Annotated in this window: 10 protein-coding genes and 1 pseudogene; 4 read left to right on the top strand and 7 right to left on the bottom strand. The window is 65.6% G+C overall.

Going from position 1 to position 13,154, the window contains the following annotated elements; all coding sequences use genetic code 11:
- Positions 1 to 51 precede the first annotated feature (51 nt).
- Both GEV05_27475 and GEV05_27470 read left to right on the top strand, forming a co-directional pair.
- Positions 52 to 555 carry a hypothetical protein gene (locus tag GEV05_27475; GenBank protein MPZ47038.1) on the top strand — a complete coding sequence of 168 codons (504 nt, stop codon included), beginning with the start codon at positions 52 to 54 and terminating at the stop codon, positions 553 to 555.
- Positions 556 to 573: 18 nt separating this feature from the next.
- Positions 574 to 828 carry a hypothetical protein gene (locus GEV05_27470; protein ID MPZ47037.1) on the top strand — a complete coding sequence of 85 codons (255 nt, stop codon included), beginning with the start codon at positions 574 to 576 and terminating at the stop codon, positions 826 to 828.
- A gap of 122 nt (positions 829 to 950) precedes the next feature.
- Here GEV05_27470 and GEV05_27465 read toward each other — a convergent pair.
- The 5 genes and pseudogenes from GEV05_27465 to GEV05_27445 all read right to left on the bottom strand — a co-directional run bounded on the left by GEV05_27465 (position 951) and on the right by GEV05_27445 (position 8,355).
- Positions 951 to 1,145, bottom strand: a pseudogene (locus GEV05_27465) (mechanosensitive ion channel family protein).
- Positions 1,146 to 1,499: 354 nt separating this feature from the next.
- On the bottom strand, positions 1,500 to 2,471 hold the full coding sequence (locus tag GEV05_27460) for a tripartite tricarboxylate transporter substrate binding protein (protein MPZ47036.1): 972 nt from the start codon (positions 2,469 to 2,471) through the stop codon (positions 1,500 to 1,502).
- Between the two features lie 204 nt (positions 2,472 to 2,675).
- Positions 2,676 to 4,421, bottom strand: coding sequence for a thiamine pyrophosphate-binding protein (locus GEV05_27455; GenBank protein MPZ47035.1), 1,746 nt, complete (start codon positions 4,419 to 4,421; stop codon positions 2,676 to 2,678).
- A 116-nt stretch (positions 4,422 to 4,537) separates the two neighbouring features.
- A complete protein-coding gene (locus tag GEV05_27450; protein MPZ47034.1) occupies positions 4,538 to 7,879 on the bottom strand; it encodes a molybdopterin-dependent oxidoreductase in 3,342 nt (1,113 codons plus the stop codon).
- A complete protein-coding gene (locus GEV05_27445; GenBank protein ID MPZ47033.1) occupies positions 7,876 to 8,355 on the bottom strand; it encodes a 2Fe-2S iron-sulfur cluster binding domain-containing protein in 480 nt (159 codons plus the stop codon). The genes GEV05_27450 and GEV05_27445 overlap by 4 nt, the downstream gene beginning before the upstream one ends.
- A 93-nt stretch (positions 8,356 to 8,448) precedes the next feature.
- On the opposite strand from GEV05_27445, the gene GEV05_27440 reads away from it, so the two are divergent.
- Positions 8,449 to 9,207, top strand: coding sequence for an amidohydrolase family protein (locus GEV05_27440; GenBank protein MPZ47032.1), 759 nt, complete (start codon positions 8,449 to 8,451; stop codon positions 9,205 to 9,207).
- A gap of 6 nt (positions 9,208 to 9,213) precedes the next feature.
- Here GEV05_27440 and GEV05_27435 read toward each other — a convergent pair whose 3' ends face one another.
- The gene (locus GEV05_27435; protein MPZ47031.1) at positions 9,214 to 10,440 is read right to left on the bottom strand and encodes an aminotransferase class I/II-fold pyridoxal phosphate-dependent enzyme; all 1,227 of its coding nucleotides are present in this window, start codon (positions 10,438 to 10,440) and stop codon (positions 9,214 to 9,216) included.
- An 80-nt stretch (positions 10,441 to 10,520) separates the two neighbouring features.
- Complete coding sequence (locus GEV05_27430; protein MPZ47030.1) at positions 10,521 to 12,059, bottom strand: sulfatase-like hydrolase/transferase; 1,539 nt, start codon at positions 12,057 to 12,059, stop codon at positions 10,521 to 10,523.
- A 720-nt stretch (positions 12,060 to 12,779) separates the two neighbouring features.
- On the opposite strand from GEV05_27430, the gene GEV05_27425 reads away from it, so the two are divergent.
- Positions 12,780 to 13,079: a hypothetical protein gene (locus GEV05_27425; GenBank protein ID MPZ47029.1), complete on the top strand. Its 300-nt coding sequence runs from the start codon at positions 12,780 to 12,782 to the stop codon at positions 13,077 to 13,079.
- The last annotated feature ends 75 nt before the right edge of the window (positions 13,080 to 13,154 follow it).

Here is a 13,154-nt window from a genome sequence, read left to right as displayed (position 1 = left end):
GGACGAGTTGCAGCGCTGGCGTTCGGTCATCACCGAGCGGGGATAGCTGCCTTGGCCCGGCGCGCAACGAACGAGAAGCGCGGCGGCGCCCGACTCGGCGTACTCCTTTTCGCCTGGCTGCTGGCAACGCCGGCGGCAGCGGCGGAGCCGACGGCCATGCCGGCGACGAAGCCGGACGTGCTCGTCGTGCCCGACGAGCGGAGCTCGATCGAATCGAACCTACCGAAAGAGAGCACGCCGGCCCGGCCGACGCTCGATCTCGCGACGCTGGAACAGCGCCTCAAGGAGACCGCTGCGATCGGCGTGTTCACCAAGCTCACGCTCAAGAATCAGGTCGACGACCTGCTCGATCGGTTCCGCGCGTTCTATGAGGGCCGGATCGTGGCGCAGCTCGCGGACCTGCGTCAACCATACGATCTGCTGCTGCTGAAGACGGTAGCTCTCGTGCAGGACGGCGACCCGGCGCTGGCGGAGGCGATCGCATCTTCGCGCGAAGCCATCTGGGAAATCCTGGCCGATCGAGACAAGTTCGGCGCGCTTGCGACCGGTGTCTGAGCATTCTGAGGAATCGACATGACGGGACGATTGAAGGTTGCGGTCGCGATGGTTGTGATGCAGTTGCTCACCGCAGCGCCGGCACGTGCGGCCGAGGACGCGGCGCTATTGAAGGATCTCACGTCGGTCATCGCGCTTCTCGGCATGCCGTGCGGGCAAGTCGTGAAGGCGCAACGTCGCGGGGACAACGACTACACCGCGATCTGTCGGGACGGAAACCGCTACAGGGTGCACCAGAATGCCCAGGGCCGCGTGGTCGCAGACAAGTTGTAGCAGAGGGGTCAGGTCTTGCTCGTTACAGCTGTCTCCCCAGGCGTCCCTCCTTCATGCAACAAGCAAGACCTGACCCCAAGCGTGACTGCACGGAGCGCCGGCGACAGCGCGTAACGCGCGCTTCAAGCAGATCGCCACTCGGCCTGCTGGTGAGCGGGCAACGCCCTGCCTTCAACGGCGACACGCAGGGCGCGGTTCACGTCGGCCCCGCTAGGCTGCTGGAATACCCGCAGGCCGAATTCCGGCAGGATCGCGTAGAGATGATCGAAAAGGTCGGCCTGGATGCCCTCGTATTCGGCCCACGCGGTGGTGGACGACTGCGTCAGCAGATTGACCAGGTAGACAGCCAACAAGAGCGCGGCGACCTGTAATGCGGCGAGCGCCCACGGATAGTCACCCAGAGGGACCAGCAATTCGTTCAAGATATTCATGAACGAATTGTATCAGCCGAACATTTCGCTCAGCCGCAGCGAGCACCCGGAAAACGATGCTATCGCTCAGCGAAAGACCGTACGGCGAGCCGGTAGATCAGTGTCGCGCACGCGTGGACGCACAGGCGATATGAGCGGCCGAGTCGATCGCGCGGACGCTGTTCGGCCGCATCCGTAGAGGGCGCTACCCTCGGCTCGGGGAGCCGATACGTCAGCTTGCTGGGTCGACTCCGGTTCGAATCAGTTCGCCTGGATTCCCGCCGCCGCCACCACTTTGCGCCACTTGGCGATCTCTTGCTTGAGATCCGCAGCGAATTGCTGCGGCGTATTGCCGAGGCTTTCCAGCCCGTCGCGCAGGAAGAGGCTTTTCACTTGCGGCGACTGCACGACCTTGACCGATTCGGCATGCAGCCGCGCAAGCACGGGCGGCGGCGTCTTGGCCGGCGCCGCCATGCCGATCCAGGAGCTGTGCACGTAGCCCGGCACGCCGGCCTCGGCGACCGTCGGCAGATCGGGCGCGGCCACCGAGCGCTTGGCGCCCGTTACGGCCAGGCCGCGCAGTTTGCCGGCGCGCACGTGCGGCAGCGCGGTGGAGATGGTGGCGAAATACAGGTGACACTGGCCGGCGAGCATGGCGGTGATCCCCGGCCCGCCGCCCTTGTACGGCACGTGCGTCATGTTGGTCTTGGTCATGTAGCGGAAGAGCTCGGCCGCCATGTGGGTGCTGGTCGCGATGCCGCTGGAGGCATAGTTGAGTTCGCCGGGCTTCGCCTTGGCGAGCGCGATCACATCCTTGACCGATTTCGCGGGAACCGAGGGATGGACGACCAGCAGGTGTTGCAGATCCACCAGCTGGGTGATGGGGGCGAAATCGCGGACGACGTCGAACGGCAGCTTCTTGCGCACCGCCGGGCTGATCGAAAACGATGCCGCCACCACCAGCAGCGTATAGCCGTCCGGCGTCGCGCGCGCGGCCAGCTCCGTGCCGTTCAGGCTGCCGGAACCGGGCCGGTTGTCGACCACGATGGTCTGGCCGAACACTTCGCTCAGCTCCTGCGCGACCACGCGCGCCACCTTGTCGGTCGAACCGCCTGCGCTCTGCGGCACGATAAAGCGGATAGGGCGGTCGGGATAGTTTTGCGCGTGAGCGGCGTTGGCGGCGAGCGCCACGCCGATGCAACCGAGCAGCATACACGTGATATCTGTCCTCATCGTTTTCTCCTCGTTCTATCCTCGTATCGCTGCCCGCCGCGCGGCGCGCGAGGGCAGCCTGTTATTGGTGTGGATCACTGTCCTCGAGAGTCATCCCCTGAACAACTGATTCTCGTGTAAGCGGGAATCCAGGACGCTGTTGAGTTTCCTGGACTCCCGCTTGCGCGGGAGCGACGAGCTAGGACTTCAGACCTCCATAGCATTTCACTCCGCGTCGTAACCCGGCGCCACGCGCGCATCGATGACGCAGACCTTGCCCTGCTCCACGGCTTCGACGCCGAGCCTGAGCGCCGCACCGATCTCCTCCGGCTTCTCCACCGGACCGATGCCCACGGCGCCCATACTGCGCGCCATGGCCGCGATATCGACGTCCGGATCGCCGATATGCTGGCCGATCCAGCGATTCTCCGGCGGGCGGCCGCGCCCGATCGCGATCCGCTCCTGGTGCCGCTCGTCGTTGAAGAACGAGCGGTTGTTACACACGATCATCAGGCACGGAATCTGGTAGTGGGTCGCGGTCCATACCGCCGTGTTGCCCATGAGGAAATCGCCATCGCCGTGCAGCCCGATCGCAAGCCGTCCCGAGCCGCGCAGGGCAAGCGCCGCACCGACGGTGATGCCGGGACCCGATCCGACGCCCGCGCCGCCGTCGTAGCCGACGTAGTCGAGCGGATGGCGGAAGTGCGTGTAGGCGCCGTTCCAGCCGAGCGGCAGGCGCGTGAAGCAGACCTCCTTGCCGGCGATCGCCTGGCGAAGGTTCTCGGCAACGACCGCCAGGGTGAGCCCCTCGTCGGGCGCTTCCGACTTGGCGACGACCGAGAGCTTCGGCGGTGCTTCAGCGCGGCGCGGACTGCACGCGGCAAGCAGCTGCGGCACCCCGGCATCGGGCTCGCACAACAGTTGCACATCCGCCGGCGCGAGCGCGTGGTAGTCGAAATTCCAGCCGCGATGCGAATGCACGTCGCACGAGACCTGGATGACCTTGGCAGCGACCGGCTTGTCGCCCAGCGCCTGCTTGAGCGTTCCGCCGAGATCGAGCCAGTCGAGCGACAGGATCACGTCGGCGCTGGCGACCAGCGCGCGCACCTCGGCCGCCAGGCGATTGGCCGGCGGCGCGGCATGCAGGGGATGATCGGTCGGGAACGCAGCGCCGACCTTGATCTGGGAGAGCACGCGCATGTTGAGCTTCTCGGCCAGCTGCACGCGCGCATTCCAGCCATCGAGGCTGCGCGAAACGCGCCCGGCCAGCATGAGCGGATTGCGCGCGCCGGACAACAACGCCGCGGCCTGCGCAACCGCCTGCTGCGAGGGCTCGGCGGATGATGCCGAATAGCGCGCGACATCGGGCAGCCGCGGCAGCTCGTCCAGCCTCTCTTCCTGAACCGCACTGTCGAGATTCACATACACCGGACCGCGAGGTGCGGTCTGCGCGATCTGCGCAGCGCGCAGGAGCGCCTCGACGGCTGCCGGCACCGAGCCCGGCTGGTTGTCCCACTTGGTGAAGTTACGGATGAGGCCGCCCTGGTCCGAGCAGGTATGGATCCAGTCGATCCAGGGCCGACGCTTAGCGGCATCCCAAGGCCCGGTGGCGCCGAGGATCAGCACCGGCATGCGATCGCACCAGGCATCGAAGATCGGCATGCAGGCATGCATGAGGCCGACGTTCGCGTGCAGCGCCGCCGCCATCATCTTGTCCGAGGCCTTCGCGTAGCCCTGCGCGATCGACACCGCGGTCTCGTCGTGCAGGCACAGCAGCATCTGCGGCGCGCGATTGCCCAGGTAGTTGACCAGACTGTCGTGCAGCCAGCGATAGCTCGCGCCGGGATTCAACGCGATGTAGGGTATGTCGAGCGAGCGCAGCACCTCGGCGACGACATCGCTGCCCCAGAAGTCGGAATCGCCGCGGGTCGGCACCGGCGTGTCGTGGTGAATCGCGCTGGAAGAAGTCATGGAGTAACTCCGTGGTGTGTTCGAACGGCGTTGTCAGTCGACGGTGCGATTGAGCGGATCGAGGATCTCGGCCGGCGTACCGACGGGCGCCGCGCCGAAATCGGTTCGTTCGTGCCTCATGTCCGTGCTTCCCGCGCGCGTTCCCATGCGCGCATCAATGCCCGGGCCGCGAACTCGACCGCCATCGCGCGCTTGTAGGCGACCGAACCGCGCACATCGGCGAAAGGCCTAGCTGCCTCGGCCACATCGCGCACGGCCTCGCGGGCAGTCTCGATCGCGATCGGCGAACCGACGAGCTGCGCCGGCTCGCGCACGATCGGCCCCGGCGCGACCGCGCCGACCGCGACTCGGGCGTGCGTGCAACGCCCGACGGCGTCCACCACGACCTGGGCGGCGCTCGTCACGGTCGGGATCTCCAACACGCCGCGAGGCATGAATTTGAAGAACGCGGAGCTAGCGAGACTCCCCTCTCCCTCCGGGAGAGGGGCAGGGGGTGAGGGAGTTTCTTGCGGATCGACCTCGATGCCGATCACGATCTCGCCCTTGGAAAGACGCGATTCGAACAGCTCTTGCAGCCCGACGCAGCGACGGCCCGCCGGTCCGGCGACGTGAACGCGGGCGCGCAGCGCGAGCAGGGCAAGCGGCAGATCGAAGCCGCCAATCAGCGGACCGACGCTGCCGCCGACCGTGATCATGCGCCGAATGCGCGTCGCGCCGACCGCATCGAACGCATCGGCGATCGCCGGCCAGCCGCTTCGCACGCGCGGGTCCTGGTGCAGCGTTTCCAGCGCCACCGCCGAGCCGGCGCACAGCATGCCGCTCGCATCCACCGAATGAGCCTGCAGCTCGGGGATGCGCGTGAGCGCGATCAACCGCCGCGCGAACGGGTAACCGCCCCGCTCGCGGCGAGATGCGTGCGAGGTGCCGCCGCAAACGAGCGCCGCATCGCCCTCGGCATACAGCGCTACAGCGTCCTCCACCGATGTCGGGAACAGCAGCTCGGGCTTCGCCGGGCGCGGCCCGGACGGACGCCCAAAGGCCAGGCGCGTGGCCGCCGTCCCGCGCGGCGGCTGTGGTTTCGCCGCGGCTTCGTCCCCGTACGCTTCCGGATGCAGCGCGCGATGGATCTTCTCGGCGGTGATCGGCAGCTCGGTGATGCGCACGCCGACCGCGTCGGCGATCGCGTTGGCGATGGCGGCCGGAATGGCGTCGAGCCCGATCTCGCCGATGCCCTTGGCGCCGAAGGGACCGCTCGGCTCGTACGAATCGGCGAAGGCGACGTACTGCTTCGGCATCATCATCGCCGACGGGATCGGATAGTCGACGAGCTGTGGATTGGTCGGTGCGCCGTTGTACCAGTCGAAGTACTCGACCATGGCGAGACCGATGCCTTGCGTCACCGCGCCATGCACCTGGCCTTCAGCCGCTGCCGGATGGATCACGGTGCCGCAATCGACCGCGGAGGCGACTTCGAGCAGCTTCACCTGCCCCGTATCCGGATCGACCTCGACCTCCACCGCCTGTGCGACGAAGTTGTACGCGCCCGATTCGTTGCCGAAGCGACTGTGATCCGGAAACTCCGAGGGATTGTCGAACGCGCCGACGCCGATGATCGGCTCGCCGCCGGGGCGATAGATGTTCGCGCGCACGACCGCCGCCACCGGTTTGTACGCGCTCTCGGGCCCGCGCCGCGGACCGATCATGCCGTTGACGATGCCGAGCTCGTCGGCCGGCATGCCGAACTGGCGCGACGCCGCCTCCAGCAACTGGTTCGCCGCCGCGCGCGCCGCGTTCTTGACCGCGTTTCCCGCGACATAGGTGACCCGGCTCGCCAGGGCGCCCAGCGCATACGGATGCACGTCGGTATCGGGTCGGGTGATGTCGACGTCCTCGAACGGCAGTCCCAGCTCCTCGGCCGCGATCTGGCGCAACACCGTGAGCGTCCCCTGCCCGATCTCGCCTTCTCCGCTGATGATGGTGGCGCGACCGTCGTCGTTGATGCGCACGATGGCAGACGCCCCGTCCCAGTCGCCGAAGCTGCGGCGGCCGTTCACGTGCACGCTGCAACCCATGCCGAGCCCACGGTTGCACCCGCGCGCGTCGCCTTCACGCGCGAATGGCTGGTCTTTGCGCGAGTGTGCTTCGCGCTTGCGCCGCCAGCCGATCAGGTCGGCCGACTTGTCAATGCAAGCTTTAAGCTCGCAGCTCGTGATCTTGTGGTTGTGCGGCGAAACGTCGCCCGGCTCGACCGCGTTCATCCGCAGCAGGTCGACCACGTCGATGCCGAGCTTCTCGGCCGCCAGGTCCCACGCCTGCTCCACCGCCCAGTCGGCCGAGGGATTGCCGAAGCCGCGGAAGGCGCCGGTCGGCACGAGGTTGGTATAGACCAGACGCGAGTGGGCGCGTGCGCAGGGATACTTGTAGAGCGCATCATGACGCACCGTGGCGGCGCCGAGAATGGCCTGCGACTTTCCCGTGTAGGCGCCGTTGTCGGCCCACATGCGGATTTCCTTCGCGGCCACGCGCCCGTCGCGATGAAAGCCGAGCCGCACCCAATAGCGCATCGGCATGCGCGGGTGACTGGCGAGAAACTCCTCTTCGCGCGTATGAATGAGCTTGACCGCACGTCCCGCCTTGCGTGCAAGCAAAGCGCAGATGACTGAAGCATTGTCATCACCTGACTTGCCGCCGAAGCCGCCGCCGACTTCGGTCTGGATCACGCGGATCCTGGACTCCGGAATGCCGAGCGCGACCGAATAGCGGCCGCGGGCGAGATACGGTGTTTGCGTGTTGCACCACATCGAAACCCGATCGCCCGACCACTGCGCTACGCAGCCGATGGTCTCGAGCGCCGTATGCCACTGCCGTACGGTCTCCCAAGTGCCCTCGACCACGACGTCGGAAGCGCGGAATCCGGCATCCACATCACCACGCTCGAACGAGAACTCGTGCGCGAGGTTTCCCGGCGTATCGTCGTGCACCAGCGGCGCCCCTTCGGCGAGGGCTTCGTCGAGCGAGAGCACCGCGGGCAGGGCTTCGTATTCGGCCTCGATTCTGTCGATCGCCGCGCGTGCGGTCTCGTCATCCAAGGCGGCGACGGCAGCCACTTCGTCGCCGACATAGCGCACGCGCCCGATCGCGAGGGGATAGAGGTCGGGGCGGAAAGCGCCCCACTTGCGCGCCGCCGTATCGGCGCCGATGACGATCGCCTTCACGCCCGGCAGCGCCCGGGCCGCATCGACCTTGATATTGACGATGCGTGCGTGCGGATGCGGGCTGCGCAGTACCGCTGCGTGCAGCATGCCGGGAAGCTGGATGTCGGCGACATACTGCGCGGCCCCGGTGACTTTCGAAGGCGCATCGGTGCGCGGCACGTCCCGCCCGACGACCAGCAGGCCGGCTCGGGCCACGCGCGCGTCTCGCGCGCATCGTCCTGGCACAGGGTTCGATGTGCTCATCGACGGTTCGCCTTGGCGAGCAGGGCGATCGCCTCGGTGTAAGCCTCGCGGATGCGGGCGTAACCGGTGCAGCGGCAGTAGACGCTGTCCATGCTTTCCACGATCTCGGCCTGGTCCGGATTCGGATTGCGTTCGAGCAGCGCGACTGCGGCCATGACATGGCCGGGGGTGCAGATGCCGCATTGCAAGGCGGCGCGATTCACGAACGCCTGCTGCACGGGGTGCAGGCCGTCGGGCGTCGCAAGACCTTCGATGGTGCGCACTTCGGCGCCGTCGACCAGTGCCGCAAGCTGCATGCAGGATGCGACCGGAGCGCCGTCGACAATCACGGTGCACGTGCCGCAGGCGCCGATGCCGCAGCCGTGCTTGGTGCCGGTCATCCGCAGGTCTTCGCGCAGGACGTCCACCAGCAGGCGGTCGTCGCTTTTCAAGGCGACTTCGACCGGATCGCCATTCAGGGTGAAACGGACCAGCATCCCGCCTCTGCTCCTCCTGGGTTGTCCGCGCACGAACGTCGCGCCCGGTATTATCCTGGAAATATCCGATCGTGACGCGCAAAGTGTGAGCCCATGGCGCCGGTTTTCGACACCCATTTCCACATCATCGACTTCCGCTTCCCCGTAAGCGAGAACCAGGGCTTCATGCCGCCCAGCTTTCCGGTCGAGGATTACCGCACCCGCGCGTCGGGGCTCAGGATCGCGGGCGGCGTGGTGGTGACCGGCTCGTTCCAGAATTTCGATACCGCGTTCATGCGCGATGCGCTGGCGAAGTTCGGTCCGACCTTCGTCGGCGTGGCACAGCTGCCCGCCGACATCCTGGACACCGACATCATGGCGCTGGACGCGATCGGCGTGCGCGGCGTGCGCTTCAACCTGGTCCGGGGCGGATCGGCGGGCATCGGGGATCTCGACCGGGTCGCGCGTCGCGTCTACGACCTGGCGCGCTGGCACGTCGAGCTCTATGCCGATGCCAAGGATCTTGCGCCGGTGTTCGATACGGTGAGCCGCCTGCCCGCGACCAGCATCGCGCATCTGGGGCTTTCCACCGAGGGGCTACCTACGCTGCTGCGCCTGGTAGAACGCGGCATGAAGGTAAAGGCGACCGGTTTCGGGCGCATCGACATGGATCCCGCCCCGGCCATCCGCGCGATCGTCGCAGCCAATCCCGAGAGCCTCATGTTCGGCTCCGATCTGCCGTCGCAGCGCGCGCGGCGGCCGTTCGAGGCCGCCGACATGGATCTCATCCGGGCCAACATCGACCCGGCGCTCGAACGCAAGGTGTTCTACGACAACGCGATCAAGTTCTATCGACCGCGAGCAAGCGCGTAAGCGGGGTCAGTTTTCCAGGCGCTCCCCCGCCCGCCGTATCCGCCGCAGTCCCTCCTCCAGCTGCTCGATCGAAATCGCATAGCTGATGCGGAAGTTGGGTGAGATGCCGTAAGCATCGCCCTGCACCACAGCGACCTCGGCAGACTCCAGCAGATAGCCCGCGACATCGCTGTCGCTCGCCAGCAGCTTGCCCTCGGGCGTGCGTTTGCCGATCCAGCCGGCGCACGAGGGATAGACGTAGAACGCACCCTCGGGCCTGGGGCACGACAGACCCGGGATGCGGTTGAGCCCATCCACGACGAGATCACGCCGCTGCCGGAAGATGGCGTTGCGCTCGGCGATGAAGTCCTGCGGGCCGTCGAGTGCGGCAATCGAGGCCACCTGCGCGATCGAGTTGGGGCTCGTGGTGCTCTGCGACTGAAGCTTTCGCATGGCGTCGATCAGAATCTTCGCGCCCGCGCCCCAGCCGATGCGCCAGCCCGTCATGGCGTAGGTCTTGGAGACGCCGTTCACCGTCAAGGTACGCTCGTACAGCCGCGGCTCCACTTGCGCGATGGTCGAGAACGCCGCGCCATCGTAGCGCAGGTGCTCGTACATGTCGTCGGTCAGGACCCAGACGTGTGGATGGCGCAACAGGACTTCCGCCAGCGCCGCGAGCTCCGAGCGGCTGTAGATCGCCCCGCTCGGATTGTTGGGCGAGTTGAGCACCAGCCAGCGCGTGCGCGGCGTGATCGCGCGCTCGAGCTGCTCCGGCTGCAGCTTGAAGCCGTGCTCCTGCAGACAGGCGACCGGGACCGGAATTCCCTCGGACAGGATCGCCTGGTCGATGTAGGAGACCCAGTACGGAGCGGGCACGATCACTTCGTCGCCGGGATCGAGCGTTGCCTGGAAGGCGTTGTAGATGACCTGCTTGCCGCCGTTGGAGATCGAGATCTGCTGCGGGGCGTAGTCGAGGCCGTTCTCCCGCCTGAACTTGCGGCACACCGCCTGCTTGAGCTCCGCGATGCCGTCGACCACGGTGTAGTGGGTGAAATCCTTTCGCATCGCCTCGACCGCCGCCTGCTTGATGTGCTCGGGCGTCGGGAAATCGGGCTCGCCTTGCGCGAACGAGACGATATCGCGGCCGCGCGCCTTCATCTCGGTGGCGAGCTGATTCAGGTAATTGCTCGGCGACTGCTTGATGCTGCGCACACGCTGCGAGAGGAACTCGCGGGTCGATTGCGTTTCGTTCATGCCGGCTCCGTCTGAAGTGTCGTGAAGTGGACGAGGTCCACGAAGCGCCGCACGCTCCCCTCCGGGAAAGCAGGCCTTGGTCAGGCCATCCCGATCGGCTCCGCCAGCGGCTCCACGATGTCCCCAGGCCGCGCCCGCATCATCTCGTGCAATTCCCGGCGCACGGCTGCGTATGCAGGATCGTCGAAGCGGTTCACCATTTCCTCCGGGTCGTTCACGATGTCGTACAGCTCGCCCGCGCCGGAATCGAGCTCGAAGGTGCACTTGTGCGTCTTCGTGCGCACGGTGCGAAGCTTCAACCCCACGCCGCACCGCGACGGATGCACGTGCCATTCGCTGTAAGCAACCGGACGCGTTTCGTCCCGGCCTTCGAGCAGCGGGCGCAGGCTCCGGCTTTGCAGCGTCCGCGCCGGTGCGACACCAGAGTAATCGTGGAACGTCGCAGCCAGGTCCAGCGTCGAGACGGGCTCGCGCACCACCTGCCCCGCCGCCACCCCCGGGCCGCGCACCACCATGCCGATGCGCAGCAGGTCTTCGTACGGGATCGGGTGCTTGAGATACAGTCCGTGGTTGCCGAGCAGCTCGCCGTGGTCGGTGGTGTAAATTACGAGCGTATTTTGTGCCAGTCCGTATCGATTCAATGCTTCCAGCATGCGCCCGACATTATGGTCGATTTGCGAGATCATGCCGTAATAGTTGGCGCTCATGTGCGCGAGCTGCTCGTCGCTCTGGTCGGGCACGCGCGAGCCTTCGGCGCGAAACTTGTACATGGTCGGATCGGTGAGCTGCGGCTTGCCTTCGAGCACCGCCTTGTGCCACCACGGCCGCCGCTCCAGGTCGCGCTTGCGGTGCTTCGGCAGCGTGACCGACTTCGGGTCGTACAGTCGGCTCCAGGGCTCGGGGCAATCGAACGCGTGATGCGGGTCGGGGAACGAGGTCCAGACGCAAAACGGCTGCGCGGCGTCCTGGCGGGAAAGAAAGTCGATGGTGCGATCGGCAATCCAGCTGCTGCTGTGCCACGCAGCAGGAAGCGCCGAATACCAGGTCTGCGCCGCGCCCACGCTCGGCCCCAGGTCCTGCTTCCAGCGCTCGATCGCCTCGCCCGGAATTCCACGTGAAAGGAGCCAGCGCTCGAAGCGACCGCAGGGCGGATCCTCCAGCGGACGGGTGCGGTGCATGTGGCCGGTCACGCACAGCTCGACGTGCTGGAATCCCATGTACGGGCCGGTCCAGTCCGGGCCGTAGCGCGCCTGGCTCTTGTTGCATTCGGGTGTGCCGGTCGGGGCGAAGGTCGACTTGGTGGCGAAGTGCGCCTTGCCCAGAAACGCGGTGGCATAGCCCGCGGCGCTGAACGTGCCGGCGAAGCCGCGTGCGCCGACCTTCGGATCGAGGTCGACGCCGTTGTCCCAAACCCCGTGCGTGAGCGGCAGCAGACCGGTCAGGATCGATGCCCGCGAGGGCTGGCAGACGAGATTGGGCGTGATGCACGCGCTGAACCGAGTACCGTCGCGCGCCATACGATCGATATGCGGCGTGCGAATGTCGGGATTCTCGAATCCGTAGCAATCGGCGCGCTGCTGGTCCGACGTGATGAGCAGAATATTGGGACGAGTGGGCATGGGCAGGCACCGGCGACGAGGGTTGGTCGGACAGAGCTCGACCGATTATAGGCGGGCACGGGAAGCCAGGGCGGACGTTCGATCGTATCGGTATTGCCAACTGGACAGCATTCCGCGGCGTGCACAGCGGGGACGGATTGGATACCCATTGCTCGAACGTTCGAGCCCAACGGCATACTGCATCGCGCACGGTGTAGTATCTTCAGGTCAGCCCGGGGGCGAGCTTATGAGCAACGTCGCGGACCATAAATGTTGTAGCGCATGCTTACGGCCCATAATTGGAAGTTGGGCGCTGGGAGGAAGAATCGATGAAGCGACCGCCCAATCAGTACAATCCGGAGGACTGGGATGGAACCGATTTCGCTGAAGAGATGTTCGATCCTGAAAAGCGACTTCTGACACGCTTAGGTCAGGGTGCCCGGGACGATCTTGAGGGAACACGAAAGAAATGCGCCGGCTCCTATACCAGGCTATGTCGATAGCTGGCAGTTTATTGCAGCCGATGTTCGTTAGCCAATTATCAAATCCGCATCCCCAGATACGTGCTGTGGTGGTGGACGCGTTCTCCTGGTGCCTCGCGTACGACGGACTCGCACTTACGGAGGAAATTTTGCAGCAGGCCATCGAAGAAGGGGACAAGTACCCAACACTCACAATCAGCGAATTTCTCGCGGGCCTACAGAATCGCCAGCTGCAAGATGGATTGAGGAAATTCTGACCATGTTTTCCTCACTCAAGGACGGCTGGGCTCTGTCCAAGATTGCCGCTTCGATCGAAGGAGTAGTGCGGGAGACCGAGAAGGGGAATGGGACCGCGGTAAAGCAGTGGTACTTCGATTATCTTCGCTACACCCGTGAGTACGGTATCAAGACTTCCTTCTCAGAGGAGCAAATTGTCCAGCGCGCGATGAAGTTCACACCCGCTCGCAATTTGCAGCCTTTCCGAGAGATCGTCAAACGATTAATCCAACCTGGTGAACTACTTCATGACATTCACAAGGAGTATTCAAAAATCGCCTAACCGCGCGTTGCAGCTTAAACGAGCGCCGCAAAGTGGCACAATTGCGCCATGGACTTCGAAATCGTTGGCGAGCTC

The organism is Betaproteobacteria bacterium, from assembly GCA_009377585.1.
Lineage (GTDB): Bacteria > Pseudomonadota > Gammaproteobacteria > Burkholderiales > WYBJ01 > WYBJ01.
Note: the sequence above shows the minus strand (reverse complement) of the source record. Positions and strands in the feature narration are given on the sequence as shown.

What these genes read in the sequence shown, in the direction of transcription:
- GEV05_27425 (MPZ47029.1), top strand. Translation starts at nt 12,780, where the DNA reads ATGTTTTCCTCACTCAAGGACGGCTGGGCTCTGTCCAAGATTGCCGCT.
- GEV05_27430 (MPZ47030.1), bottom strand. Translation starts at nt 12,059, where the DNA reads ATGCCCACTCGTCCCAATATTCTGCTCATCACGTCGGACCAGCAGCGC.
- GEV05_27435 (MPZ47031.1), bottom strand. Translation starts at nt 10,440, where the DNA reads ATGAACGAAACGCAATCGACCCGCGAGTTCCTCTCGCAGCGTGTGCGC.
- GEV05_27460 (MPZ47036.1), bottom strand. Translation starts at nt 2,471, where the DNA reads ATGAGGACAGATATCACGTGTATGCTGCTCGGTTGCATCGGCGTGGCG.
- GEV05_27470 (MPZ47037.1), top strand. Translation starts at nt 574, where the DNA reads ATGACGGGACGATTGAAGGTTGCGGTCGCGATGGTTGTGATGCAGTTG.
- GEV05_27445 (MPZ47033.1), bottom strand. Translation starts at nt 8,355, where the DNA reads ATGCTGGTCCGTTTCACCCTGAATGGCGATCCGGTCGAAGTCGCCTTG.
- GEV05_27450 (MPZ47034.1), bottom strand. Translation starts at nt 7,879, where the DNA reads ATGAGCACATCGAACCCTGTGCCAGGACGATGCGCGCGAGACGCGCGC.
- GEV05_27455 (MPZ47035.1), bottom strand. Translation starts at nt 4,421, where the DNA reads ATGACTTCTTCCAGCGCGATTCACCACGACACGCCGGTGCCGACCCGC.
- GEV05_27440 (MPZ47032.1), top strand. Translation starts at nt 8,449, where the DNA reads ATGGCGCCGGTTTTCGACACCCATTTCCACATCATCGACTTCCGCTTC.